26 protein-coding genes are annotated in these 23540 nt (G+C 63.0%); 10 read left to right on the top strand and 16 right to left on the bottom strand.

Annotation, left to right across the window (positions count from 1 at the left end):
- Window positions 1-5 precede the first annotated feature (5 nt).
- From A4R29_RS01195 to A4R29_RS01165, 7 genes are all read right to left on the bottom strand, one after another.
- Window positions 6-2561, bottom strand: a complete 2556-nt coding sequence (locus A4R29_RS01195) for a sensor histidine kinase (RefSeq protein ID WP_027161028.1) — start codon at window positions 2559-2561, stop codon at window positions 6-8.
- Between the two features lie 199 nt (window positions 2562-2760).
- Entirely contained in the window at window positions 2761-4161 is a 1401-nt protein-coding gene (ahcY, locus tag A4R29_RS01190; RefSeq protein ID WP_013528332.1) for an adenosylhomocysteinase, read from the bottom strand.
- Between the two features lie 181 nt (window positions 4162-4342).
- Window positions 4343-4639, bottom strand: a complete 297-nt coding sequence (locus A4R29_RS01185) for an HPr family phosphocarrier protein (RefSeq protein WP_013528333.1) — start codon at window positions 4637-4639, stop codon at window positions 4343-4345.
- On the bottom strand, window positions 4636-5037 hold the full coding sequence (locus A4R29_RS01180; RefSeq protein ID WP_010912939.1) for a PTS sugar transporter subunit IIA: 402 nt from the start codon (window positions 5035-5037) through the stop codon (window positions 4636-4638). The genes A4R29_RS01185 and A4R29_RS01180 overlap by 4 nt, the downstream gene beginning before the upstream one ends.
- A gap of 164 nt (window positions 5038-5201) precedes the next feature.
- The gene (locus A4R29_RS01175) at window positions 5202-5663 is read right to left on the bottom strand and encodes an HPr kinase/phosphorylase (RefSeq protein WP_063170998.1); all 462 of its coding nucleotides are present in this window, start codon (window positions 5661-5663) and stop codon (window positions 5202-5204) included.
- 17 nt (window positions 5664-5680) lie between these two features.
- A complete protein-coding gene (locus A4R29_RS01170) occupies window positions 5681-7465 on the bottom strand; it encodes a sensor histidine kinase (protein ID WP_063170997.1) in 1785 nt (594 codons plus the stop codon).
- A gap of 20 nt (window positions 7466-7485) precedes the next feature.
- Window positions 7486-8187 (bottom strand): response regulator transcription factor, encoded by a 702-nt coding sequence (locus tag A4R29_RS01165; protein ID WP_013528337.1) that lies wholly within the window; start codon window positions 8185-8187, stop codon window positions 7486-7488.
- A gap of 343 nt (window positions 8188-8530) precedes the next feature.
- Here A4R29_RS01165 and A4R29_RS01160 point away from each other — a divergent pair, with 343 nt between their 5' ends.
- From A4R29_RS01160 to A4R29_RS01145, 4 genes are all read left to right on the top strand, one after another.
- Window positions 8531-10141 (top strand): phosphoenolpyruvate carboxykinase, encoded by a 1611-nt coding sequence (locus A4R29_RS01160; RefSeq protein ID WP_063170996.1) that lies wholly within the window; start codon window positions 8531-8533, stop codon window positions 10139-10141.
- Between the two features lie 83 nt (window positions 10142-10224).
- Window positions 10225-10662, top strand: a complete 438-nt coding sequence (arfB, locus tag A4R29_RS01155; protein ID WP_027161031.1) for an alternative ribosome rescue aminoacyl-tRNA hydrolase ArfB — start codon at window positions 10225-10227, stop codon at window positions 10660-10662.
- Between the two features lie 90 nt (window positions 10663-10752).
- A complete protein-coding gene (gene lysM / locus A4R29_RS01150) occupies window positions 10753-11226 on the top strand; it encodes a peptidoglycan-binding protein LysM (protein ID WP_013528340.1) in 474 nt (157 codons plus the stop codon).
- A gap of 102 nt (window positions 11227-11328) precedes the next feature.
- Window positions 11329-11958: an alpha-ketoglutarate-dependent dioxygenase AlkB family protein gene (locus A4R29_RS01145; RefSeq protein ID WP_024501996.1), complete on the top strand. Its 630-nt coding sequence runs from the start codon at window positions 11329-11331 to the stop codon at window positions 11956-11958.
- On the opposite strand, the gene coaA is transcribed toward A4R29_RS01145, so the two are convergent.
- The 9 genes from coaA to hisB all read right to left on the bottom strand — a co-directional run bounded on the left by coaA (window position 11945) and on the right by hisB (window position 17826).
- The gene (coaA, locus tag A4R29_RS01140; RefSeq protein WP_013528342.1) at window positions 11945-12904 is read right to left on the bottom strand and encodes a type I pantothenate kinase; all 960 of its coding nucleotides are present in this window, start codon (window positions 12902-12904) and stop codon (window positions 11945-11947) included. The genes A4R29_RS01145 and coaA overlap by 14 nt on opposite strands.
- A gap of 24 nt (window positions 12905-12928) precedes the next feature.
- Window positions 12929-13252, bottom strand: a complete 324-nt coding sequence (locus tag A4R29_RS01135) for a phosphoribosyl-ATP diphosphatase (protein ID WP_063170995.1) — start codon at window positions 13250-13252, stop codon at window positions 12929-12931.
- A 70-nt stretch (window positions 13253-13322) separates the two neighbouring features.
- Window positions 13323-14117, bottom strand: coding sequence for an imidazole glycerol phosphate synthase subunit HisF (hisF, locus tag A4R29_RS01130; protein ID WP_024501998.1), 795 nt, complete (start codon window positions 14115-14117; stop codon window positions 13323-13325).
- The gene (locus A4R29_RS01125) at window positions 14114-14950 is read right to left on the bottom strand and encodes an arginase family protein (RefSeq protein WP_063170994.1); all 837 of its coding nucleotides are present in this window, start codon (window positions 14948-14950) and stop codon (window positions 14114-14116) included. The genes hisF and A4R29_RS01125 overlap by 4 nt, the downstream gene beginning before the upstream one ends.
- On the bottom strand, window positions 14947-15690 hold the full coding sequence (hisA, locus tag A4R29_RS01120) for a 1-(5-phosphoribosyl)-5-[(5-phosphoribosylamino)methylideneamino]imidazole-4-carboxamide isomerase (protein WP_013528346.1): 744 nt from the start codon (window positions 15688-15690) through the stop codon (window positions 14947-14949). The genes A4R29_RS01125 and hisA overlap by 4 nt, the downstream gene beginning before the upstream one ends.
- Before the next feature lie 4 nt (window positions 15691-15694).
- Window positions 15695-15985, bottom strand: coding sequence for a DUF1330 domain-containing protein (locus A4R29_RS01115; RefSeq protein ID WP_013528347.1), 291 nt, complete (start codon window positions 15983-15985; stop codon window positions 15695-15697).
- Between the two features lie 86 nt (window positions 15986-16071).
- Window positions 16072-16722 carry an imidazole glycerol phosphate synthase subunit HisH gene (hisH, locus tag A4R29_RS01110; protein ID WP_063169779.1) on the bottom strand — a complete coding sequence of 217 codons (651 nt, stop codon included), beginning with the start codon at window positions 16720-16722 and terminating at the stop codon, window positions 16072-16074.
- Between the two features lie 23 nt (window positions 16723-16745).
- The gene (locus tag A4R29_RS01105) at window positions 16746-17222 is read right to left on the bottom strand and encodes a DUF2628 domain-containing protein (protein ID WP_063170993.1); all 477 of its coding nucleotides are present in this window, start codon (window positions 17220-17222) and stop codon (window positions 16746-16748) included.
- A gap of 4 nt (window positions 17223-17226) precedes the next feature.
- Window positions 17227-17826, bottom strand: a complete 600-nt coding sequence (gene hisB / locus A4R29_RS01100) for an imidazoleglycerol-phosphate dehydratase HisB (protein WP_024502002.1) — start codon at window positions 17824-17826, stop codon at window positions 17227-17229.
- Between the two features lie 242 nt (window positions 17827-18068).
- Between hisB and hslV the strand changes: the two genes are divergently transcribed.
- The 6 genes from hslV to A4R29_RS01070 all read left to right on the top strand — a co-directional run bounded on the left by hslV (window position 18069) and on the right by A4R29_RS01070 (window position 23440).
- The gene (hslV, locus tag A4R29_RS01095) at window positions 18069-18620 is read left to right on the top strand and encodes an ATP-dependent protease subunit HslV (RefSeq protein WP_013528351.1); all 552 of its coding nucleotides are present in this window, start codon (window positions 18069-18071) and stop codon (window positions 18618-18620) included.
- Window positions 18610-19125 (top strand): GNAT family N-acetyltransferase, encoded by a 516-nt coding sequence (locus A4R29_RS01090; RefSeq protein WP_063170992.1) that lies wholly within the window; start codon window positions 18610-18612, stop codon window positions 19123-19125. The genes hslV and A4R29_RS01090 overlap by 11 nt, the downstream gene beginning before the upstream one ends.
- Window positions 19122-20282 (top strand): hypothetical protein, encoded by a 1161-nt coding sequence (locus A4R29_RS01085; protein ID WP_063170991.1) that lies wholly within the window; start codon window positions 19122-19124, stop codon window positions 20280-20282. Before A4R29_RS01090 ends, A4R29_RS01085 begins: the two co-directional genes overlap by 4 nt.
- A 52-nt stretch (window positions 20283-20334) precedes the next feature.
- Window positions 20335-20934 carry a DUF2585 domain-containing protein gene (locus A4R29_RS01080; protein WP_013528354.1) on the top strand — a complete coding sequence of 200 codons (600 nt, stop codon included), beginning with the start codon at window positions 20335-20337 and terminating at the stop codon, window positions 20932-20934.
- A gap of 4 nt (window positions 20935-20938) precedes the next feature.
- The gene (gene hslU / locus A4R29_RS01075) at window positions 20939-22249 is read left to right on the top strand and encodes an ATP-dependent protease ATPase subunit HslU (protein WP_063170990.1); all 1311 of its coding nucleotides are present in this window, start codon (window positions 20939-20941) and stop codon (window positions 22247-22249) included.
- A 231-nt stretch (window positions 22250-22480) separates the two neighbouring features.
- The gene (locus A4R29_RS01070) at window positions 22481-23440 is read left to right on the top strand and encodes a DUF1402 family protein (protein ID WP_063170435.1); all 960 of its coding nucleotides are present in this window, start codon (window positions 22481-22483) and stop codon (window positions 23438-23440) included.
- The last annotated feature ends 100 nt before the right edge of the window (window positions 23441-23540 follow it).

Here is a 23540-nt window from a genome sequence, read left to right as displayed (position 1 = left end):
ACGCGCTACTCGGCCGCGGCACGGATGCCCGGCATGTCTGGAAAGGTGCAGATGACGGTCGTGCCCTTGTCCTTGCCGGTTTCGATGCGAACGCTGCCGCCATGCAGCTCGACGAAGCTCTTGACGATCGACAGGCCGAGGCCGGCGCCGCGCCGGCGGCCACCATTGGCGCGCGGCTCGAAACGGCGGAACACCGAATCGAGCACATCGGGCGGCATGCCGGGACCGTCGTCATGGACCGAGAATTCCACCCCGTCCGCCAGATGGCGGCAAGTGAGCCGGATGGTGCTGGCTTCCGGGGCGTAATTGGCGGCGTTGCTGAGCAGATTGTAGAGGATCTGGCGGACGCGGACCTCATCGCCGTGAAACGTCTTCGGCGCCGAGGCTGCTTCGACCTCGAGCCTGATCGAATGCTCTTCCAGCCGGTCGGCCACCAGTTCGGCCGCAGCGGCGATGGTGCGATCGACCTGCACCTCGGAAATATCGAGCTGCATGATGCCGGCGTCCACCGTCGCCAGGTCGAGTATGTCGTTGACGATGGTGAGCAGGACCGCGGAGGAGGAGCTGACATGCTCGACATATTCCCGCTGCTTCTGCGTCAGCGGACCGGTCGTGGGCTGTGACAGGAGTTCGGTGAAGCCGATGATGTTGGTCAGCGGCGAGCGCAGTTCATAGGAAACGTGCTGGACGAATTCGTTCTTGAGCTGATCGGATTTTTGCAGCGCCTCGTTCTTGTCCTTCAGCGCCCGCTCGACATGGACGCTGTCGGTGACGTCGACGAAGGTCATCATCACCTGCCCGTTGGGCAGCGGGATCATGGCGTAACTCAACACGTTGCCGTTGTTGAGCTCGGTCTGTCCGTGGCGGTCGCGGCGCTCGTCGTCGAAGCCGGTGACGGCGGCAACAAAGCCGGGCCAGGGGCTGTCCGCCGCCTGCCGGTCGCAAAGGTCGCGGATGGTGGAAACATGGACGCTGGGCTTGGCCGCTTCGCCGCTCAATCCCCAGAGCGTGGCAAAGGCAGGATTCGACAGCCGGAGCCTGCCGTCGGGTCCGAACACCGCTACGCCTTCGGCAAGATTGTCGAGCGTCTCGCCCTGGACCCGCACCGCTGTCTGGTAGCGGCTCTCGAGGTCCATCTTCTCGGTCAGGTTCTCGAACACCCAGGTCACGCCGCCCTTGGGCTGGGGGTTGGCGACGACGCGGATGGTCTTGCCATCCGGCAGATGCCACCAATGTTCCTGGGATTCCACAGCGCGATAGGCGCCGAGCAGGCCTTCCTTCCAGCGGCGCCATTCAGGCTGTTCGGCGATCTTGCCTTCGCTGCGCAGCCGGTCGAGCAGCAAGGCATTGTCTGGAGCGCTGTGCAGGAAGCCTGCGTCCAGGCCCCAAAGCTTCTGGAAGGCCTGGTTGAAGAACCGCAGCTTCTCGTCGGTGTCGAAAATGGCGACCGCCGTGTTGAGCTGGTCGAGCGTGTCGGCGTGGCTTCGCACCGTCCGTTCGTATTCGCCGCGAACGGCTTCGATGGCACTGGTGTCGCAGGCAAGGCCGGCCGAGCCATCGCTGCCGGCGAAATCGGTGACCGCGAACACACGGCGATCGCCTTCGATCACGGTGGACAGCGACTGCTCGAAAACCGGATGCGTCCTGTGCTGGGCGGCAATCGCATCGCGCGCCTGGCCGCCGAGGAACTCTTTCTTCTCCCGAACCGCGGCTTCGGCATTTTCGGCTTCGACGGCATCGGCATAGGCGCGGTTGACCCACCTCAGCCCGCCATCCTCGCTGCGGAGCCACGCCGGCATGTTCAGCGCGTCGAGCAGGCCGATCATCGTGTCGTGGTCGGCGGCCAGCCGCTGGTTCTCGATCTTCAGCCTGGCCTGGCTGCGCTGCGTCTCCGAGAGCGAGACGAAACGCACGAGCACATGCGCGGCACTCTTGCGGCCATGCACTTCGAGCGGCGCACCGGCCTGCGATTCGATGACCAGGTCGAAGGGTTTGGCCTTTTCGCGCAATCCCGCGACGGCATGTTCGAGTGCCGCCGCCGAACGCGGCATCAGCCAGCGGCCGAAAGCAAGAAAAGCGGCCCTATCCTCGGGAGCGCCGCTTTCGACGGGCAATGTGCCGATGAGCTCGGGCTTCTTGTTTTCCGCAGCCCAGACGACGACGCGCTGGTCGCGCAGATTGAGCAGCGCCTCGGAACGGCGGAGCGCCGCGTTGATGTCGGCGAGGCGGCTCCTGAGTTCGACATTCTCCGCCGAGGTGCGGGCTCTTTCGCGGATGAGAACGATGGCCGATATCAGTGCGGCACCCGTCACGCCGACGAACACTGCAAGCTGCATGACATCAATGGCACTCACCGACAGTCCGGCGACGCTGGCAACAGCGGTCTCGGCATGCGCGGCGGCGCCGGCCAAGGGCCCCGCGAGCGCGGAGGTGGCAAGGAATGTCGACGCGCGGGCGCGCCAGGACAGGCTCCCCCCTTCCAGGGCGGAGCCAGCAATCCCCGAATCGTCATGGCCGCCGGAAACGGCCCGTCCCGCTCTGTGCGGGTGTTGCCCCGGCATGTCTTGGTCCTCTCCGCCGCCTGAATGCAAGACCGCCCTGATGCGTGCCTCTCTTGACCCTCTCGGGCTGGAAGCATCGCCGAATCACCTGACAATAACCCCTCGCCGAATCGGCGTGAAGGCTGATGGCGCGCAAAAATAAGGCCGGGCGAAAAGTCAATCGCCCGGCCTCAATATCTGGTAGTAATTTTAGCTTTGGTTAATAGCGGTAGTGTTCCGGCTTGAACGGACCCTGCGGCGTGACGCCGATATAGGCGGCCTGTTCACCCGACAGTTCGGTCAGGCGGGCGCCAAGCTTGTCGAGATGCAGGCGGGCGACCTTTTCGTCGAGATGCTTGGGCAGGACATAGACCTGGTTCTCGTACTGGCCGGGCTTGGTGTAGAGCTCGATCTGCGCCAGCACCTGGTTGGTGAAGGATGCCGACATGACGAAGCTCGGGTGGCCGGTGGCGTTGCCGAGATTGAGCAGCCGTCCTTCCGACAAAAGGATCATCCGCTTGCCGTCCGCGAAGGTGATCATATCGACCTGCGGCTTGACGTTGGTCCATTTCAAATTGCGCAGCGCGGCGACCTGGATCTCATTGTCGAAATGGCCGATGTTGCCGACGATGACCATGTCCTTCATAGAGCGCATATGGTCGAGGGTGACGACATCCTTGTTGCCGGTGGTGGTGATGACGATATCGGCGGTGGGGGCCGCATCTTCCAGCGTGACGACTTCAAAACCGTCCATCGCCGCCTGTAGGGCGCAGATCGGATCGACCTCGGTGACCTTGACACGGGCACCGGCGCCCTTGAGCGAGGCCGACGAGCCCTTGCCGACGTCGCCATAACCGCACACGACAGCGACCTTGCCGGCCATCATCGTGTCGGTGCCGCGGCGGATGCCGTCGACCAGCGATTCCTTGCAGCCATACTTGTTGTCGAACTTCGACTTGGTGACCGAGTCGTTGACGTTGATTGCGGGGAAGGGCAGCAGGCCCTTCTTCTGCAGCTGGTAGAGGCGGTTGACGCCGGTGGTCGTCTCTTCGGTGACGCCGCGGATCGCCGCCTTCTGCTTGGTGAAGAAGCCGGGCGAAGCCTTCAGGCGCTTCTTGACCTGGGCGTAGAAATATTCCTCTTCCTCGCTCTGCGGGTTGGACAGCACGTCCTCGCCGGCCTCGGCGCGGGCGCCGATCAGGATGTACATGGTGGCGTCGCCGCCATCATCGAGGATCATGTTGGAGAGGCCGCCATCGGCCCACTGGAAGATCTTGTCGGTGTAGTCCCAATACTCCTCCAGCGACTCGCCCTTGACGGCAAACACCGGGATGCCGGCCTCGGCGATGGCCGCGGCCGCATGGTCCTGGGTCGAGAAGATGTTGCAGGAGGCCCAACGGATATCGGCGCCAAGCGCCTTCAGCGTCTCGATCAGCACCGCCGTCTGGATGGTCATGTGCAGCGAGCCGGTGATGCGCGCACCCTTGAGCGGCTGCTTGGGGCCGAATTCCTCACGGCAGGCCATCAGGCCCGGCATTTCGGTTTCGGCGATCTCGAGTTCCTTGCGGCCCCAGCCGGCAAGCGAGATGTCGGCGACCACATAGTCCTTGCTACCCGTCATGGCAGTACTCCGATGCGAATGTTGTGCTTGCGAATTTGTTGCGGACACGCCCGCGCCGGTCGGCGCGTCCAAGGGCGCGAATTGCCGGCCTGACTAGCAGATCGGAGCAAGGACGACAATGGGATATAAAGAAATCTTTATTCGTGCATGTGTCTCGGACATGCTTTGGCAGTGTCCTAAATCAGCATTCCTCGCCGAAGCGGGACGCCACCAGTTGCTCCAGGGCGTCGATGACCTGCTGGGCCTCCGGCCCGCTGGCGGTGACGCGGATCGAATAGCCGGGGCTTGCCGCCAGCATCATCAGGCCCATGATCGAGGTGCCGCCAACCTTGACGCCATCCTTCTCGACATGCACCGAGGCATCGAAGCCGCTGGCCAGCTGGACGAACTTCGCCGAAGCGCGCGCATGAAGGCCGCGCTGGTTGATGATGGGAAAATCCCGGACTATCTGATCTTTTTCCGGGGACAGCGCGGTCATTTGCTGCTCAGGAGCTGGCTGGCAACATTGATGTATTTGCGACCGGCGGCCTGGGCCTCATCAAGGGCGGCCGCCATGTTGTCGCCCTTGCGGATCGAGGAAAGCTTGATCAGCATCGGCAGGTTCATGCCGGCGATCACCTCGGTGCGGCCGGACTCCATCACCGAGATGGCAAGATTGGAGGGCGTGCCGCCGAACATGTCGGTCAGCACGATGACGCCCGCCCCGGTGTCGACACGGGCAACCGCGTCGACGATGTCGCGGCGACGCTGCTCCATATCGTCGTCGGCACCGATCGCCACGGTTTCGAAATTGTCTTGTGGCCCGACGACATGTTCGACGGCATGTCGGAACTCGGTGGCCAGTTGACCGTGCGTTACAAGCACGAGTCCGATCATTCTTTGGTGGCTCCCGTCATCGCCGCTTCACAGGCGCATTTTATGCTCGCCAGCCAATCCAGGCGGCGGGAGCGCTATCTTGTCGACGCGCGGCCCGTTGACAAGCCCAAAATTGCGCAGGCGCATGCCATTTTGACGCATTGCAGCAAAAAACCCGGAGCGGATCATAGAAAAGGCGCGATCGACAGCCGCGCCATCACGACCGGTAAGGCCGCCGCGACATTGCGTTCGACCACATCGACCTGTGGCACCAGACAACCCACGATGTTGCTTGCGGCATCCTCCTGGAAGCGCGGCGCTTTATCGGCCGGCACCAGGTGGACATGCAGGTCGACGAGGCCTGCCGGCTCGAATGGCAGAGGCCGGGGGCCGAGCCCAGGCACCTCGACGAGGCCTTCTATGGCGGCGGGAGCGCGGCACAGAAGCCGCCCGGCATGCGCCTCGACAAAGAGCTGATCGTCACCGACGAGCCGCGCGAACGATCCGCGCTGGCGACAATGATCTATGAGCGCCAGCGCCAGCGCCGTCTTGCCCGAGCCGGAGGCTCCGGTGACGAGAATGCCGCGCTCGCCGATCAAAACCATTGTCGCGTGAATGTTTTCAGGCTGCACGGCTGGACCAGGCATGCTTGGAATTCATGCTCTCAGCCTTCGGCCGGCAACGTCACCACAAAACGCGCGCCCTTGATCTCGCCGGGTTTGGTGCCGGGGATGTTCTCGGCGGTGAGCGTGCCGCCATGGGCCTCGACGATCTGCCTGGATATCGACAGGCCAAGGCCCGAATTCTGGCCGAACGCCTCGCCGGCCGGCCGGTCCGTGTAGAAGCGTTCGAAGATGCGGTCGATGTTGTCGGCGCGGATGCCGGGGCCATTGTCGTCGACGGTGACGATGTTGAACTTGCCGGCACGCGCCAGCGACAGGCTGATGTGGCCATGATCCTCGGGAACGAAGGAACGGGCATTCTCGATCAAATTGGTGATGACCTGGCCGATGCGCAGATCATGGCCGACGACGACATAGGCTTTGACGCCCTGCGGCAGTTTGGCGGCCTTGAACTCGATCTCGACCGCCTTCTTGTTGCGCGTCGCTTCGCGCGAAACGGCGACCAGATCGGTGATGAATTTCTTCAAATCGACCGTTCCCGCATCTTCACGCGCGAGTTCCGCGTCCAGGCGCGATGCGTCGGAAATATCGGTGATGAGCCGGTCCAGCCGCCTGACATCGTGCTGGATGATGTCCATCAGCCGGCCGCGCGAATCGTCGTTCTTGGCCAGCGGCAAGGTCTCCACCGCGCTGCGCAGCGACGTCAGCGGGTTTTTCAGCTCGTGCGAGACATCGGCCGCGAAGCTTTCGATCGCCTCGATCCGGGCGTAGAGCGCGTTGGTCATGTCGCGTATGGCGATCGACAGATTGCCGATCTCGTCCTGGCGGTCGGAAAAGTCGGGGATTTCCTCACGGCTCTTGACGCCGCGCCGCACTCGCACCGCCGCCGCCGACAGCCGGCGCAGCGGATTGGCGATGGTCGAGGCGAGCAGCATCGACAGGATGGCGGTGACAAGGGCCGCGATGCCGAAGACGCGCAGGATCGCCTTGCGCTCGGCGGCGACGATCTTGTCGATGTCGCCGCCTTCGGTCGACAGCATCAGCACGCCCAGGACGGCACGAAAGCGCTGGATCGGCACCGCCACCGAAACGATCTGCTCGCCCTGCTCGCTGACGCGCACGATGGTCGAAGGGCTGCCGGTGAGCGCCTTGACCACTTCCGGGAAAGCGGCGCCATTGCCGCCCGGCTGCTCGTGATAGACCGGCAGCTCGGTGTTGCGGAAGAAGTCGAAGACGAATTTCTGGATGCGCTCGACCAGATCGGGCTCTTCTTCCTCGACCGGCGGCAGGTCGTAGCGCAGGATCTGGCCACGCGAATAGAGGTGGCGCGAATCGAGCAGCAGATTGGCGTCGCGGTCATAGATGCGGGCGCGGGTTCTGGTCGGCGAGATCAGCCTTCGCAGCACCGGGGCGACACGCTCCGGGTTGATGGGGAAATCGAGATTGTCGAGCTGGTCCGAGCCCGGCCCCAGGCTTTCGCCGGCCTGCAGTTCAAGCAGCTTTTCCGGGTCGATGCTGATCGAATCCGTCTCGACCGTCGCCGAAGCGGCGATGGCGCCGGCGATGATCTCGCCCTGGGTCATCAGGCTTTCGACGCGGGCGTCGATCAGTCCGTCGCGGAAGGTGTTGAGATAGAGGATGCCGGTCACCAGCACGGCGAGGCCGGCAAGGTTGAGGAACAGGATACGCCGCGTCAGGCTGGAAAAGATGTGATGGCCAAGGAAGCGGCGCATCGGCACCGTGATCTTCGAGACGAAGGACGGCATGATCCGCGACGGCCGCCTGGAGGCGCCCGCCGGTCTTGTTCGCTGTGCTTCCACTGCCATCGAATAGCAGGCCCTGCTACTTATGCTTCGCGGAACCGGTATCCGACTCCGTAAAGGGTTTCGATCATCTCGAAGTCGTCGTCGACGGCCTTGAACTTCTTGCGCAGCCGCTTGATGTGGCTGTCGATGGTGCGGTCGTCGACATAGACCTGTTCATCATAAGCCGAATCCATCAGCGCATCACGGCTTTTTACGACACCGGGACGCTGCGCCAGCGAATGCAGGATCAGGAACTCGGTGACGGTGAGCGTCACCGGCTCGCCCTTCCAGGTGCAGGTGTGGCGCTCCTGGTCCATGACGAGCTGGCCGCGCTCGAGAGAGCGGGCCTGCTGGCTGGGTGTCTTGGCGGCGGCCTCGCGGGCACTGGCGCGGCGCAGCACGGCGCGCACGCGCTCGACCAGCAGGCGCTGTGAGAAGGGTTTGCGGATGAAATCGTCGGCGCCCATCTTGAGGCCGAACAATTCGTCGATCTCGTCGTCCTTGGAGGTCAGGAAGATCACCGGCAGGTCGGACTTCTGGCGCATCCGGCGCAGCAGTTCCATGCCGTCCATGCGCGGCATCTTGATGTCGAGGATGGCAAGGTTCGGCGGGCGTGCCGCCAGGCCTTCCAGCGCCGACGCACCATCCGTGTAGGTCTCGACGCGATACCCCTCGGATTCCAGGGCGATCGACACCGATGTCAGAATGTTGCGGTCGTCATCGACAAGCGCGATTGTTGCCATTTCAAGCGGCTCCCTCATGAGCTGTCCCTTCTGTCGTAGAGAAGGGGCTTTTGCAGGACAAATTAGGTACAAAATGTGGCATAGGCCTTGTCCGCTGTCACGCGCGGCATGCCGGCGGCCACAATCCTACCTCGACATGGATTGGACGAACGTACATCGCCAATCCTTTGGGCAACCGCGAAACTTTTTGCACATATAAACGATTTAAACAACTTTCAAAATATTTAAATCGATTAATGATTTGATATCATTTGGCTTTTCTGGTTCTGACCATCTCAGCCCGCGTAGTGGGCGTGCCGGGAACGTGCCGGCAAAGATGCGGCAAATCCAAGAGGGACACTCGATGTCGGAAGTCGGCAAACGCAATTCCGCCTGCGCGATCGATCATATCGGCCTGAAAACCACCGGGGTGGTGCGCTATAATTTCGGTGCGGCTGCTCTTTATGAGGACTCGATCCGGCGCGGCGAAGCCCGCTTGACGGCACATGGCGCGCTGGTCGCCGAAACAGGCCAGCACACCGGCCGCTCGCCCAAGGACAAGTTTGTCGTCCGCAACAGTGACACCGAACCGCATGTCTGGTGGGACAACAACAAGGCAATTTCACAAGCCCAGTTCGACACGCTGCTCGCTGATTTCCAGGCGCATGCCGCGGACAAGGATCTATACGTCCAGGACCTGATCGGCGGCGCCGATGCGGAGCTGAAGCTGCCGACCAGGGTGGTCACCGAATTTGCCTGGCACTCGCTGTTCATCCGCAATCTGCTCATTCGTCCCGATGCCGCCGAGCTCGAGCATTTCGTGCCCGATATGACGATCATCGACCTGCCGTCCTTCCGCGCCGATCCCACCCGCCACGGCAGCCGCACCGAAACGGTGATCGCCGTGGATCTCACGCGCAAGATCGTGCTGATCGGCGGCACCTCCTATGCCGGCGAGATGAAGAAGTCGGTGTTCACCATGCTCAACTATCTGCTGCCGGCGAAAGGCGTGATGCCGATGCATTGCTCGGCCAACGAGGGTATGGCCGGCGACGCCGCCATCTTCTTCGGCCTGTCGGGCACCGGCAAGACGACACTCTCGGCCGATCCCTCGCGCACGCTGATCGGCGACGACGAGCATGGCTGGGGACCCCACGGCATCTTCAATTTCGAAGGCGGCTGCTACGCCAAGACGATCAAGCTGTCGGCGGAAGCCGAGCCGGAAATCTTCGCCACCACGCAGCGCTTCGGCACGGTGCTGGAAAATGTCGTGCTCGACGCTGATGGCGTGCCGGATTTCAACGACGGAAGGCTGACCGAAAACACACGCTGCGCCTACCCGCTGGATTTCATTCCCAACGCCAGCAAGACCGGCCGCGCCAACCATCCGAGGAACATCATCATGCTGACCGCCGATGCGTTCGGCGTGATGCCGCCGATCGCGCGGCTGACCCCGGCGCAGGCGATGTATCATTTCCTCTCCGGCTACACCGCCAAGGTGGCCGGAACCGAAAAGGGCGTGACCGAGCCCGAAGCGACGTTTTCGACCTGTTTCGGCGCACCGTTCATGCCGCGCCATCCATCGGAATACGGCAATTTGCTGCGCGAGCTGATTGCCCGCCACGGCGCCGATTGCTGGCTGGTCAACACCGGCTGGACCGGCGGCGCCTACGGCACCGGCAAGCGCATGCCGATCAAGGCGACGCGCGCCTTGCTAGCCGCCGCACTCGACGGCTCGCTTAAGACGGCCGAGTTCCGCACCGACCCTCATTTCGGTTTCGAGGTGCCGGTGGCGGTTCGAGGCGTCGACAGCGCCATTCTCGACCCGCGCTCCACCTGGGCCGACAAGGCCGGCTATGACCGGCAGGCGGCAAGGCTGGTCGGCATGTTCGCCGTCAATTTCGAGAAATTCGAAAGCCATGTCGACGCCGTGGTGCTGGGTGCGGCGCCGCGCATGCAGGAAGCCGCGGAGTAATCGCGCCACAAGGTTCAGCTTCGTTGAAAGGCCCGGTTCGATCGGGCCTTTTCTTTTTCGATCCGCCGCGCCATGACTGCGGCATGGCGAGCGACGACAATATCTTCATATCAGGCGATGCGGTGATCCATCCGGGCGACCTGCACGAGGATTTCATCCGCTCGTCCGGTCCCGGCGGCCAGAACGTCAACAAGGTGGCGACGGCGGTGCAACTGCGCTTCGACGCCGCCAACGCAGCGGGTCTGTCGGAGCGCGTGCGCGAGCGGACGATCAAGCTTGCCGGCCAGCGTGCCACCAAGGACGGCGTCATCGTCATCGAAGCGGGCCGCTTCCGCACCCAGGAACAGAACCGGGCGGATGCGCGGGCACGGCTGACGGCATTGGTCGCCAAGGCCGCCGAGCCGCCACCGCCGCCGCGCAAGAAGACGCGGCCGTCGAAAGGTGCCGTGGAACGGCGGCTGAAGAGCAAGGCCGGGCGCGGCACGATCAAGAAGCTGCGCGGCCGGGTGGAGAACGATTAAGCACCGCGAAGCTGCAACGCGCGGGTGGCTTCCAATTCTGGGTTGCAGATGGCAAGCTGCGATCACCCACCACAGCAATGGAGACCAACGATGGGCATGTTCGATTTCGTCAAGAGTGTCGGCAAGAAACTGGGCATCGGCGGTGACGACGAAGCCGCACCCACGGCCGACACACTCAAGAAGGAGCTCGATTCGCACAAGCTCGGCACCGATGGCGTCGAGGTCGTCGTCAACGGCGATACGGCGGTGCTGAAGGGTGTGGTCAAGGACCAGTCGATCTTCGAGAAGGCGGTCATCGCCGTCGGCAACACGCTCGGCGTCTCCAAGGTGCAGGCGGACGAATTACAGGTCGCGCCAGCACCTGGCACGGCCGCCGCCCCGGCCAAGGAGCCCACCTTTTACACCGTGAAGAAGGGCGACAATCTCTGGAAGATCGCCGAGAAAAGCTACGGCAAGGGCCAAGGCGTCAAGAACACGGTCATATTCGAGGCCAACAAGCCGATGCTGACCCATCCCGACAAGATCTATCCGGGCCAGGTGCTGCGCATCCCCGACCTCGCCTGATCGGCGACTGCCAATTCGACAAGAGCGGCGGCTTTCGGGTCGCCGTTTTCATTTGATCGTGACATTTTACGGTTCCGAACCATCCAAAAGGTGATCGAATCCGTGCTCGTTCTGCCCAAAGGCGTCCGCCACATGCCGGCCTACCTGTCACGCACCGTGCAGGAAGAACTGGTCGACGAGGTGAGACGGATCGTGCAGCAGGCGCCGCTGTTCGTGCCGGCCATGCCGCGCACCGGCAAGGAGATGAGCGTGCGCATGACCAATTGCGGGCCGCTGGGCTGGGTCACCGACAAGGAGCACGGCTATCGTTACCAGCCGGCGCATCCGCTAACCGGGGCGCCTTGGCCGCCAATTCCGGATGCGCTGCTCGACCTGTGGCGCGAGGTCTCGGGCTATCCGCATCCGCCGGAAGCGTGCCTGATCAATTTCTACACGGCGGATGCGAAGATGGGCCTGCATCAGGACCGCGACGAGACCGATTTTTCGGCGCCGGTCGTCTCCGTCTCGCTCGGCGACGACTGCCTGTTCCGGGTTGGCCAGACCACGCGTGATGGCGCCACCAAGTCGTTCAGGCTGCAAAGCGGTGACGTCGTGGTGCTCGGCGGCGAGGGGCGGCTGTGCTTTCACGGCGTCGATCGGATCTATCCCTCGACCTCGGCGCTGCTGAAAAACGGTGGGCGGATCAATCTGACATTGCGACGGGTGACGAAGCCGGCCGTCACAGCTTCCTGAGCGCCACTTCCTCGATCAGGTGGTCGGCGCCCTTGCGCAGGATCAAGTCGGCGCGGGCCCGCGTCGGCAGGATGTTCTCGCGCAAATTCTTCAAATTGATGTTGGTCCACAGGCCTTCGGCGATGGCGCGCGCCGAACCCTCCGACAGCTGCGAGTAGCGGTGAAAGAAGGAGTCCGGATTGCGGAAGGCGGTCTCACGCAGCCGCATGAAGCGGGAAATGTACCAGTTGTGGATCAGCTTCTCGTCGGCATCGATGTAGATGGCGAAGTCGAAGAAGTCCGACAGGAAAGGCACGATCTTGCCGTCCTGCGGCAGCTTGCCGGGCTGCAGGACATTGATGCCTTCGAAGATCAATATGTCGGGCCGGTCGATGGTGACGAACTCGCCGGGAATGACGTCATAGGTGAGGTGCGAATAGACCGGCGCGCGGACATCGGGCAGCGCCGACTTGATGCCCGACAGGAAGCGCAGCAGCGCGCCGACATCGTAACTGTCTGGAAAACCCTTGCGCTCCATCAGGTTCTCGCGGCGCAGGACCTCGTTGGGCAGCAGGAAGCCGTCGGTGGTGATGAGATCGACCTTGGGGCTCGACGGCCAGCGCGCCAAAAGCTCCTTCAGCACGCGTGCGGTGGTCGATTTGCCGACCGCGACGGAACCGGCGATGCCGATGATGAAGGGCGTCTTGACCACGTCGACCGCGTTGAAGAAGGCCTGGCGTTGCCGGAACAGCAGCTGGCTCGCTTCGACATGAGCCGACAACAGCCGCGACAGCGACAGATAGATGCGCGTGACCTCTTCGAGATCGACCGGATCGTTGAGCGACCGCAGGCGGCGGAATTCGTCCGCGCTCAGCGTCAGCGGCGTGTCGGCGCGGAATTGCGACCATTGCTCGGCGGAGAAGAAGCGAAACGGGGAATACTTCTCGGTCGGCGCGAGCTGATCCATCGAGATACCTGCCCTTCCTCGCGGTCAGCCCTTGGGCCGTGACGCCTTCTCGGCGATGCCCGAACGCCGGGTGCGGCCTTCGAGCTCCTTGAGCACGTCGCTCAGCGAAACCCCCGAGAGGCCGAGAACGACGAGCCAATGATATATAAGATCGGCACTTTCCGAAACGAGGGCCTGTTTGTCGCCCTTGACGGCGGCAATCACCGTCTCGACTGCTTCCTCGCCGAGTTTCTGCGCCGCCTTGTCGATGCCGCGCGCGAACAGTTTTGCCGTCCACGAGTCCGGGTCGCCGGAATGGGCGCGTTCCCTGATGGTTTCTTCAAGATCTGACAGCGAAAACTCAGCCATGGCGCCATCTATCTGCTTGTTTAGGCATGATCTTTTCCGAAAACCGGTTCCCACTTTTCGGGATCATGCTTTAGGGCCGATTATTCACAGAGTCCAGCCGCATCGGCAGCCCTGCGGCGGCCATATGCGCCTTGGCCTGCGCTATCGTGTAGGTACCGAAATGGAAGATGGACGCGGCCAGCACCGCACCGGCATGGCCGTCGCGAATGCCTTCGACCATGTGGTCGAGCGTGCCGACGCCGCCGGAAGCGATGACCGGCGCGCGCACGGCGTCTGATATCGCGCGGGTCAGCGCGATGTCGTAGCCGGCCTTGGTGCCGTCGCGATCCATCGAGGTCAGCAGGATCTCGCCGGCGCCGCGATCGACCATTTTCCGCGCGAACTCGACCGCGTCGATGCCGGTCTTTTCGCGCCCACCATGGGTGAAGATCTCCCAGCGGTCGGCCTCACCGGTGGCAGACACTTTCTTGGCGTCGATGGCGACGACGATGCACTGGTTGCCGAACTTGTCGGCGGCCTCGGCAACGAAATCCGGGTTCTTCACCGCCGCCGTGTTGATCGACACCTTGTCCGCGCCGGCCAAGAGCAGCTTCCTGATGTCGGCGACCTGGCGCACGCCGCCGCCGACGGTCAGCGGCATGAAGCATTGTTCGGCGGTGCGTGCGATGACGTCGAAGATGGTTTCGCGATTGTCCGACGAAGCAGTGATGTCGAGGAAGCAAAGCTCGTCGGCGCCGGCCGCGTCATAGGCCTTGGCCGCCTCGACCGGATCGCCGGCGTCGACGAGATCGACGAAGTTGACGCCCTTGACGACACGGCCGTTCTTGACGTCGAGACAGGGGATGACACGGGCTTTCAGCATCAGCGGCCCTCTATCGTGGCGATGAGATCGTTCAGCAATTGACCGACCAGCGGCGGCACATCGGCCTGCGCGTCGAAAGCCGGGTCGTAGGCGGAGACGGTGATGCCGACGACCGGCACCGCAATCGCCATGGCGCAAGTGGCGTCGCGCAACTGCTCCGGGCTCGGGCCGCCCGAAGTGATATAGCGGTTGGCCTGCAACTCGCGGGGATCATGCACGTCCATGTCGAGATGCATGTGCACGCGTTTGGCGCCGGCGATCTTCAGTCTTTCGGTCGCCTGGGCCACCCCGGAGCATTCCGTCCGCACGATCGGCAATGTCTCCAGCAGCCGCTTCTCGTCCGGATCGAGATCGCGCGCGTTGACGAGCACGCAACGCGACGGATCGATCGGCTTGAAGCCGGGAATGGCCGAAGCCATCGGCCTCCAGCACAGGCCAAGCACCGTCGCCAGCGCCATGCCGTCGAGAAACCCGTACGCCGATGTCTCGGGCGTGTTGAGGTCGCCATGCTGGTCGGCCCAGATGATCGCATCGGCGTCCTCGCCGGCGACCGCACCGGCTGATGTCAGGCAGTTTCCCGCAAGGACGATGGGAAACCGGCCGGCGTCACGGGCAAGGCGAACCTCGGTCGCAACCGCGTTGCAGACAGCAAAGCCGGTGGCGATCTCGCGCTCCTGGATGTCTCCGACCCTGCCGATGTCTTCCACCGTAACGTCATGGCCGGCCATGGTCAGCGCGTCGACGAGCCCGCCTGATATCAGTGCGTCCGGGCCCTGGCCCATGCCGCCATGGTAATGACCGCTGTCGTAGGAGGCCAGGATGATGGAGATTTTCACGTCCGCGTCTCCGCCCTGCCCTGCAGGATCGCCAGGGCCTCGGCCGGATCGATGCGGCCGTCATAGAGCGCGCGCCCGGAGATCGCCCCTTCGAGCTTTTGCGCATCGGGCATGGTCATGCGCACGATGTCGGCGATCGAGGCGAGGCCGCCCGACGCGATGACCGGGATCGATACGGCATCGGCGAGATCGATGGTGGCGTCCCAGTTGATGCCGGTCAAAACGCCGTCGCGATCGATATCGGTGTAGATGATGGCGGCGACTCCGGCGCCCTCGAATTTCCTCGCCAGTTCGACGACGCCGAGGCTCGACGCCTCGGCCCAGCCCTCGACGGCGACCTTGCCGCCCTTGGCGTCGATGCCGACAGCGACCTTGCCCGGAAACGCCTTGCAGGCCTGTCTGACCAGGTCCGGGTCACGCACCGCCACCGTGCCGAGGATGACACGGGCCAGCCCGCGATCGAGCCAGTCCTCGATCTGCGCCAGCGTGCGGATGCCGCCGCCGAGCTGCACAGGGTTCTTCGTCGCCTTGAGGATGGCGCCGACCGCCGCGCTGTTGACGCTCTGGCCCTGGAAAGCGCCGTTGAGGTCGACGACATGCAGCCATTCGAAGCCCTGTTGCTCGAAGGCCCGCGCCTGCGCTGCAGGATCATCGTTGTAGATGGTCGCGGTGGCCATGTCGCCGTGCTTCAGGCGCACGCACTGGCCGTCCTTGAGATCGATGGCGGGGAAAAGGATCATCCGTTCAGGCGCCTTCCACAATGGCGAAATGCGATGTCGAATAGAGACGTCGGAACTTCAGCGCCGCCTGGTATTCGGGCGAATGGAAGCAGGCGAGTGCGACCGCGTAGCTCTCGAACTCGATGATGACATGGCGATTGCCCGACGACCCTTCCGGGCTCGACGACTGACCGCCGCGGGTCAGGAATTTTGCGCCATATTTGTCGAAAGCCGCTTTGTTGGCGGCAATGTATAGCGGATAGTTTTCCGGATCGGTCACCTCGACCATCGCCATCCAGTAGCCCTTCTTGCTCATCGGTTTCCCCTTTGCTTGAGCATGATCTCGGGACAAACGGGACCGTTTGTCCGAGAAAACCGGGGTCCACTTTTCGCGATCATGCTCTAGGGCCTCCAGCGCAGGAAATTGGTGATCAGGGCGAGGCCCAGCGCCTGGCTCTTTTCCGGGTGGAATTGCGTGCCGACGAGATTGTCACGGGCGACGGCCGCCGTCACCGGGCCGCCATAATCGGCGACCGCCAGCACTTCGTCCGGCTTGCGCGCATCGAGGTGGTAGGAGTGCACGAAATAGGCGTGCAGCCCGTTGGTCCCGGTGGGAATGCCGGCAAACAGTGGATGCTGGCGTTTGAGTTCGATCGTGTTCCAGCCGATCTGCGGGATCTTCAGCGCCGGATCGGAAGGCATGATCTCCTTGACGTCGCCCGATATCCAGCCGAAGCCCTCGGTAATTGTCTTTTCAAGGCCGCGCTGCGACATCAGTTGCATGCCGACGCAGATGCCGAGGAAAGGCCGGCCCTTGACGATCGCGACATCTTCGACGGCTTCCCACATGCCTTCGACGGCCTGCAGGCCGGCCGCGCAATCGGCATAGGCGCCGACGCCGGGCAGGACGATGCGATCGGCCGTGCGCACCCGCTCGGCATCGGCCGTCAGGTCGATCTGCGCCGCGATGCCGGCTTCGCGCGCGGCGCGCTCGAAAGCCTTGGTGGCCGAGCGCAGATTGCCCGAGCCGTAGTCGATGATCGCAACCCGCATCTCAGCTTCTTCCCGGAATCATGTCAGTTTCTTCCCGGTATGTGGGTCAGCCCCAGCGCAATGCCCGGCTGCGCTGGCCGCGCGAGGGCAGCATCGGGGACCATGCGCGGCGCCGGCACAACCTCATCGGCAAGCGCTTCCGCCTCCAGCGCATAGCGTGTGTCGGCATCGTCGAGCCAACCGGCTTCGACCGTGCCCCACTCGTGCCAACCACGCCGGCGAAGTGCCGCGATGCGCAGGCCTTGCCCTTCCAGGCCGACATAGAGCGAAACCAGCAACGACAGCAGCGACCCGGCCAGACCAAGGCCGAGCTTCTGGCCCAGCATCGAAAGCAGGCCCATGACGACGAAGGCAAGTGCTGCTTCGATCCACAGCCGATGCCAGGCGAACCATAGCGGCGGCACCAGGAGGCCCAGCCAGGTGAAGCCATCGCGGACAAAGGCCGTCGCATCAGCCTTTTCGCTGCGGCCTGCCGGTTCCATCACGACGTAGGTGGCCATGGCCTTATCCCTTCAACGATCCCTTGGTGGAGGGAACCGCATCCGGCTGGCGCGGATCGCGTTCGAGAGCAGCGCGCAGCGCGCGCGCCACCGCCTTGAAGCAGGTCTCGGCGATGTGATGGTTGTTGGCGCCATAGTGGTTGGTGACATGCAGCGTAATGCCGGCATTCTGCGCCAGCGCCTGGAAGAACTCGCGCACCAGTTCGGTGTCGAAGGTGCCGATCTTCGGCGACGAGAACGAAACGTTCCAGACCAGGAAGGGACGGCCGGAGACGTCGATCGCCGCGCGCGTCAGCGTCTCGTCCATGGCAAGGTCGATCGAGGCATAGCGCATGATGCCGCGCCGCTCGCCGAGCGCCTTGGTCAAGGCCTGGCCGAGCGCGATGCCGGTGTCCTCGACCGTGTGGTGATCGTCGATGTGCAGGTCGCCCTTGGCCCTGACCGTCATGTCGATCAGGGAATGGCGCGACAGCTGGTCCAGCATATGATCGAAGAAGCCGACGCCCGTAGCGATATCCGACTTGCCGGAACCGTCGACATGGATCGACACGGAGATGTCGGTTTCCTTGGTCTTACGGCTCGCTTCGGCGGAACGGGGCGGCATCACTCTATCCTTGTCCAGAGGTTCACATCGTGACCGGCTCAGAGGCTTCAAGCGCTCGCAGGCTTGAAAACGAAAGCCTTCTAGCAGCATGATCCGGCGATTGCCAGTTGCCTCTGGCAGCGGTATCGGCCTTGCCAGAGAGCGATTTGCAATCACCGGCCCCATGCATACATATGGCCGATCAAAGTTACTCGTACCGCGCCAATCGCCTTATCGGGATGGCGCTGCTCGGAGCCCAAGAAATGTCCAATGAACTGACCATGCACGCCACGACCATCGTGACGGTGCGCAAGGGCAACAAGGTGGTGATCGCCGGCGACGGCCAGGTCAGCCTTGGCCAGACCATCATGAAGGGCAACGCCAAGAAGGTGCGCCGCATCGGCAAGGGCGGCAATGTGATTGCCGGTTTCGCCGGCGCCACCGCCGACGCCTTCACGCTTCTGGAGCGGCTCGAGGCCAAGCTCGAACAATATCCCGACCAGCTGACGCGCGCCTGCGTCGAGCTCGCCAAGGACTGGCGCACCGACCGCTATCTGCGCCGGCTGGAAGCGATGATGCTGGTGGCAGACAAGTCAGTCTCGCTGGCGCTGACCGGCACCGGCGACGTGCTCGAGCCCGAATTCGGCGTCATGGCCATCGGTTCGGGCGGCAATTACGCGCTGGCCGCGGCCCGCGCGCTGATGGACAGCGACAAGGATGCCGAGGAGATCGCCCGCAAGGCGATGCAGATCGCATCCGACATCTGCGTCTACACCAACAACAATTTCGTCGTCGAAACGCTCGATGCCGCCTGAAGAGGTGGTGACCTATGATTTTCGGCCGGTGACGGAGAAAGACCTGCCGATGATCGCCGGCTGGCTTGCCCAGCCGCATGTTGCAGAGTGGTGGGACGATCCGGAGACGGAAATCGCCGGGATTCGCGAGCATATCGACTCGATTTCCGTCGAGCCGCTGATCGTCGAGCTCCACGGCAAGCCGATCGCCTATCTGCAGAGCTACGATCCGCATCTGGAAGACGACCACCCCTACGCCGACCAGCCGTTCGGCACGCTCGGCATCGACGTGTCGATCGGCGTGCCGGAGCTGGTCGGGCGTGGCCATGGCTCGGCGATCGTGCGCCAATTTGTCGAACAGCTTTTCGAGGAAGGTGTTCCGCGCGTCATCATCGACCCGGATCCCGCCAATGTCAGGGCGATCCGCGCCTACGAAAAGGCCGGCTTTGTTGCCTTTGACACCAGAACATCGGAGTACGGGCCAGCCCTGATGATGGCGCGCGACGCGACGCAGGAGCCCAATTGATCAGCGCCGAAACCCTCGACAAGGCAGTCGCGAAAGGTTTGATCTCGCAGACCTTGCGCGATCAGTTGGAGGCCATGGAACGCGCGGTCGCTCTCGCCCCCGAGGCCACGCGCGCCGATGACGAGGGTGACGAGGAAAACCTGCGGCTGGTCGGCGGCGGCAACGATCTGTTCGTCACCGTGGGAACCGTTCTGCTCAGCGCCGGCTTCTTCTTTGTCCTCACCACCTTGCTTCCAGGCCAGACATTCTGGATCGCCGGCATCCTCGCGGTTTTCGCCTGGGGGCTCGCCGAAATCGTCACGCGTCAGCACCGGATGAAGCTATCGTCGTCCGTGCTTGCCCTGATTTTCATGGCCGCCATTCTGGCCGCTCTGGCGCTGCAAGTGGAGGCCAGCTTCGGCATACGCAAGCCGGAAACCATCTGGCAGCTATTGGCGTTGCGCCAGACGGCGTCCCGGGCCGGATATCTGTTCCTGGGCGGAGGAATAATCGCGGCGGCGATCTATTTCTGGCGCTTTCGCGTCCCCATCCTTGCCGGGACCATCGCCATCGCCTTCACACTGCTTGCCTTCCTGCAAACGGCGATAATCCTGTATGACAGCGTGACAACCGGCGCGATTCCGCCGCCGCGCCTCGAGGACGTTCCCGAATTGCTTCGCGCGGCCCTTTACATGCCGCTGATCTGCGGCCTGATCGTGTTCGCAACGGGTGTCGCTTTTGACATTTACGACAGGGATCGACGCAAGATCTGGTCCGATTGCGCTTTCTGGCTGCATGTCGTCTCGGCGCCGATGCTGGTGCATCCGCTCTTTATCATGGCAACCGGCCAAAACGTCGTATTCGGACATATCGCGCCGGATGCCAATGCAACCATCATGCTGACGATTCTGATCCTTGGCTTCCTCTATGTCGCGCTGGCCATAGACCGCCGTTCGCTTCTGGTTCCTACATTGGCTTACTTCGGCTCGCTGGGCATCTATTATCTGGTGAATTCCGCCTCCGATTCGACGGGCATCCCGCCTTTTGCCTTGATCCTGGTCGTTGTTGGCGCGCTGATTATCCTGTTCGGGGCCGGCTGGCAGCGTATCCGGCGGATTGTGGTCAACCCCACCTTGCCGGCGGCCGTGATCCGCCGGCTACCGCCGCTGAAGGCGTGACAGGACTTTGTGATGGTCGAGACGGCGACGCGAAACGAGGGGGAATGAACCGATGACGACACCGGCCACGGAAAACAGCTATTCGGCCTACGAAGACAGCTGGCGGATGGGGCTTCTGCTGGTGCTTGCCCTGGTCATCTTCCAGGCCGGGGCGCTCTACGGCATGGGGCGGACGCCGATCTGCACCTGCGGCTACGTCAAGCTCTGGCATGGCGTGGTGAACAGTTCGGAGAATTCCCAGCACATTTCGGACTGGTACACGTTCTCGCACATCATCCACGGCTTCCTGTTCTATGCGCTGGCGCGGTTCCTGTTCCCGCGTTCGCCGATCGGCCTGAGGCTGGCGTTCGCCGTCTTCATCGAGGGCGGCTGGGAGCTGCTGGAAAACAGCCCGTTCATCATCGACCGCTACCGCGCCGGCACCATTTCGCTCGATTACTATGGCGACAGCATCATCAATTCGGTGTCGGACACACTGGCCATGGTGCTGGGATTTGTGATGGCGCGAAGGCTACCTATATGGGTGATCGTCAGCCTCGCCATCATCTTCGAACTCGGCACCGGCTACCTCATCCGGGACAATCTGACACTCAACGTGATCATGCTGCTGCATCCGTTCGAGGCCATCAAGCAGTGGCAAAGTGGAATTTAGTGATATGAGCACATTTTCTCCCCGCGAAATCGTTTCGGAACTCGACCGCTTCATCATCGGCCAGAAGGACGCCAAGCGCGCCGTGGCCATTGCCTTGCGCAACCGCTGGCGCCGCCAGCAGCTGGAAGGCCAGATGCGCGAAGAGGTGATGCCCAAGAACATCCTGATGATCGGGCCGACCGGCGTCGGCAAGACGGAAATCTCGCGCCGCCTGGCGCGGCTGGCCGGTGCGCCTTTCGTCAAGGTCGAGGCGACCAAGTTCACCGAAATCGGCTATGTCGGCCGCGATGTCGAGCAGATCATCCGCGACCTGGTCGAGATCGCCATCGGCCTGGTGCGCGAGAAGATGCGTGAGGACGTCAAGGCGCGCGCCCACGTCAACGCCGAGGAACGTGTGCTGGAAGCACTGGTCGGCAAGACGGCGAGCCCGGCCACCCGCGACAGTTTCCGCAAGAAGCTGCGCGACGGCGAGCTCGACGACAAGGAAATCGAGGTCGAGGTTGCCGACACCGGCAGCGGCGGCATGCCCGGATTTGAAATCCCCGGCATGCCGGGCGCCAATATCGGCGTGCTGAACATCAACGACATGCTGTCGAAGGCGATGGGCGGCAAGAAAACCAAGATGCGCAAGACGACGGTGAAGGAGTCCTACGACCTGCTGGTCAATGACGAGTCCGACAAGCTGCTCGATCAGGACGAGGTGGTGCGCCGGGCGCTCGATGCCGCGGAAAACGACGGCATCGTCTTCCTCGACGAGATCGACAAGATCGCGGCGAGATCGGACATTTCCGGCGGGCCCTCGCGCGAAGGCGTGCAGCGCGACCTGCTGCCGCTGGTCGAAGGCACCACGGTGGCGACCAAATACGGACCGTTGAAGACGGATCACATCCTGTTCATCGCCTCCGGCGCCTTCCACGTCTCGAAGCCGTCCGACCTGTTGCCGGAATTACAGGGCCGCCTGCCGATCCGCGTCGAACTGCGGGCGCTGGAGAAGGACGATTTCGTGCGCATCCTGACCGAGACCGAGGCCAGCCTGATCAAGCAGTATATCGCGCTGATGAAGACCGAGGGCGTCGAGTTGACCTTCACCGACGACGCCATCGATTCGCTCGCCGGCATCGCCGTCGATCTCAACGCCAGCGTCGAGAACATAGGCGCCAGGCGCCTGCAGACGGTGATGGAGCGGGTGCTGGACGAAATCTCCTACGATGCGCCCGACCGCAACGGAACGAGCGTCACTATCGACGCCGCCTATGTCGAAAAGCATGTCGGCGATCTGTCCAGGAATACCGACCTGTCGCGGTTCATCCTTTAAACGACGGCGCCGAAACGTTCCGGCGCCGGTCAAGGCAACATTTTCCGGCAAGCAAAATCATGTGTGGCCAGATGGTACCATCTGGCCACCTTTCGTCCTGCCGGGTGAAGGGGCGCTCTCGACTCGACCAAGAGCTTTACCTAGTTTGCGCGGCAATTCTCGATCTCTAGGTTGACGCAATTCCGGAAAACCGTTTCACACTTTTCCTGGAATTGCTTGGGCGGCGGGTGCATGAAAAAACTGATCCTGGTCATTCTCGGCTTGACGCTGGCGGCGACGCTGTTCGCCGCCGAGGCAGCGACATTGGTGCCGCCGGGAAATCGCAATGCCGTGCAGCCCGACATTCCCGGCGCCTCCAGCCGGCGCACGCAGGCGACCAACACCAGCTTCCAGGCGAAGTACCGCAAGGTCTATGCCCTGCTGCAGAACGACGCCGATCTGCGCGCCAAGATCAGGAAGGCGGCGGCCGCCTACGGCATCGATCCCCTGCACATCGTCGGCGCCATCGTCGGCGAGCACACCTACAATGTCGATGCTTATGACCGGCTGCAGACCTACTATGTCAAGGCGATCTCCTATCTCTCCAGCAAGCTGTCCTTCGCCTATGACGGCGAGGACATCACCGACTTCGTCCAGCGGCCGGAATTCAAGAAATGCGCGGGGATGTCCGACAGCTACGATCTGTGGGAATGCCGCGAACAGGTGTGGAACCGTTCGTTTCGCGGCAAGTCGGTCGGCGGGACCAGCTTTCCCGACGACCGCTTCGGCGCCACCTTCTTCCAGCCTTATTATGCCGGCCAGACCTTCGGCCTCGGCCAGCTCAATCCGCTGACCGCCCTGCAGATGAGCGATCTGGTGCACAAGGTTTCGGGCCTGCCCAAGCTCGACGTCGGCGATCCCAATTCGGTCTACAAGACCATCATGGATCCCGACCTGACGCTGCCCTACGTCGCCGCGACGATCAGGAAATCGATCGATGCCTATAAAAGCATTGCCGGCTTCGACATTTCGGGCAATCCCGGGCTGACCGCCACGCTCTACAATGTCGGCAATCCGGAGCAGCGCGCTTATGCCCTGAAGGCGGAGAACGACAGGCGCCGCGCCGCCGGTGAGCCCGAAAAGCTGCCGGAAGAGAATTATTATGGTTGGCTGGTGAACGACAAACTGCCGGAGCTGAAGGCGCTGTTTTAGGGCTGGGGTTCAGAGCCTTTACCTGCCCCTTGTAGGGCAGGTCGGACCGAAGGTTAGGGGCGGTGCCGCACTCCCATCCCGCAGCTGCGCAGCGGCCCCC

This window comes from Mesorhizobium ciceri biovar biserrulae (genome assembly GCF_001618845.1).
Classification (GTDB): Bacteria; Pseudomonadota; Alphaproteobacteria; order Rhizobiales; family Rhizobiaceae; genus Mesorhizobium; species Mesorhizobium ciceri.
This window is presented reverse-complemented; position numbering and strand designations above follow the sequence as displayed.

Coding starts and splice junctions, on each gene's coding strand:
- A4R29_RS01080 (WP_013528354.1), top strand. CDS start 20,335: ATGACGACACCGGCCACGGAAAACAGCTATTCGGCCTACGAAGACAGC.
- lysM (WP_013528340.1), top strand. CDS start 10,753: ATGGGCATGTTCGATTTCGTCAAGAGTGTCGGCAAGAAACTGGGCATC.
- coaA (WP_013528342.1), bottom strand. CDS start 12,904: ATGGATCAGCTCGCGCCGACCGAGAAGTATTCCCCGTTTCGCTTCTTC.
- A4R29_RS01185 (WP_013528333.1), bottom strand. CDS start 4,639: ATGACCGCGCTGTCCCCGGAAAAAGATCAGATAGTCCGGGATTTTCCC.
- A4R29_RS01135 (WP_063170995.1), bottom strand. CDS start 13,252: ATGGCTGAGTTTTCGCTGTCAGATCTTGAAGAAACCATCAGGGAACGC.
- A4R29_RS01170 (WP_063170997.1), bottom strand. CDS start 7,465: ATGGCAGTGGAAGCACAGCGAACAAGACCGGCGGGCGCCTCCAGGCGG.
- A4R29_RS01175 (WP_063170998.1), bottom strand. CDS start 5,663: ATGCCTGGTCCAGCCGTGCAGCCTGAAAACATTCACGCGACAATGGTT.
- hslU (WP_063170990.1), top strand. CDS start 20,939: ATGAGCACATTTTCTCCCCGCGAAATCGTTTCGGAACTCGACCGCTTC.
- hisA (WP_013528346.1), bottom strand. CDS start 15,690: ATGATCCTTTTCCCCGCCATCGATCTCAAGGACGGCCAGTGCGTGCGC.
- A4R29_RS01090 (WP_063170992.1), top strand. CDS start 18,610: ATGCCGCCTGAAGAGGTGGTGACCTATGATTTTCGGCCGGTGACGGAG.
- A4R29_RS01160 (WP_063170996.1), top strand. CDS start 8,531: ATGTCGGAAGTCGGCAAACGCAATTCCGCCTGCGCGATCGATCATATC.
- ahcY (WP_013528332.1), bottom strand. CDS start 4,161: ATGACGGGTAGCAAGGACTATGTGGTCGCCGACATCTCGCTTGCCGGC.
- hisH (WP_063169779.1), bottom strand. CDS start 16,722: ATGCGGGTTGCGATCATCGACTACGGCTCGGGCAATCTGCGCTCGGCC.
- A4R29_RS01105 (WP_063170993.1), bottom strand. CDS start 17,222: ATGGCCACCTACGTCGTGATGGAACCGGCAGGCCGCAGCGAAAAGGCT.
- hisB (WP_024502002.1), bottom strand. CDS start 17,826: ATGCCGCCCCGTTCCGCCGAAGCGAGCCGTAAGACCAAGGAAACCGAC.
- hslV (WP_013528351.1), top strand. CDS start 18,069: ATGTCCAATGAACTGACCATGCACGCCACGACCATCGTGACGGTGCGC.
- A4R29_RS01115 (WP_013528347.1), bottom strand. CDS start 15,985: ATGAGCAAGAAGGGCTACTGGATGGCGATGGTCGAGGTGACCGATCCG.
- A4R29_RS01165 (WP_013528337.1), bottom strand. CDS start 8,187: ATGGCAACAATCGCGCTTGTCGATGACGACCGCAACATTCTGACATCG.
- arfB (WP_027161031.1), top strand. CDS start 10,225: ATGGCGAGCGACGACAATATCTTCATATCAGGCGATGCGGTGATCCAT.
- A4R29_RS01180 (WP_010912939.1), bottom strand. CDS start 5,037: ATGATCGGACTCGTGCTTGTAACGCACGGTCAACTGGCCACCGAGTTC.
- A4R29_RS01070 (WP_063170435.1), top strand. CDS start 22,481: ATGAAAAAACTGATCCTGGTCATTCTCGGCTTGACGCTGGCGGCGACG.
- A4R29_RS01195 (WP_027161028.1), bottom strand. CDS start 2,561: ATGCCGGGGCAACACCCGCACAGAGCGGGACGGGCCGTTTCCGGCGGC.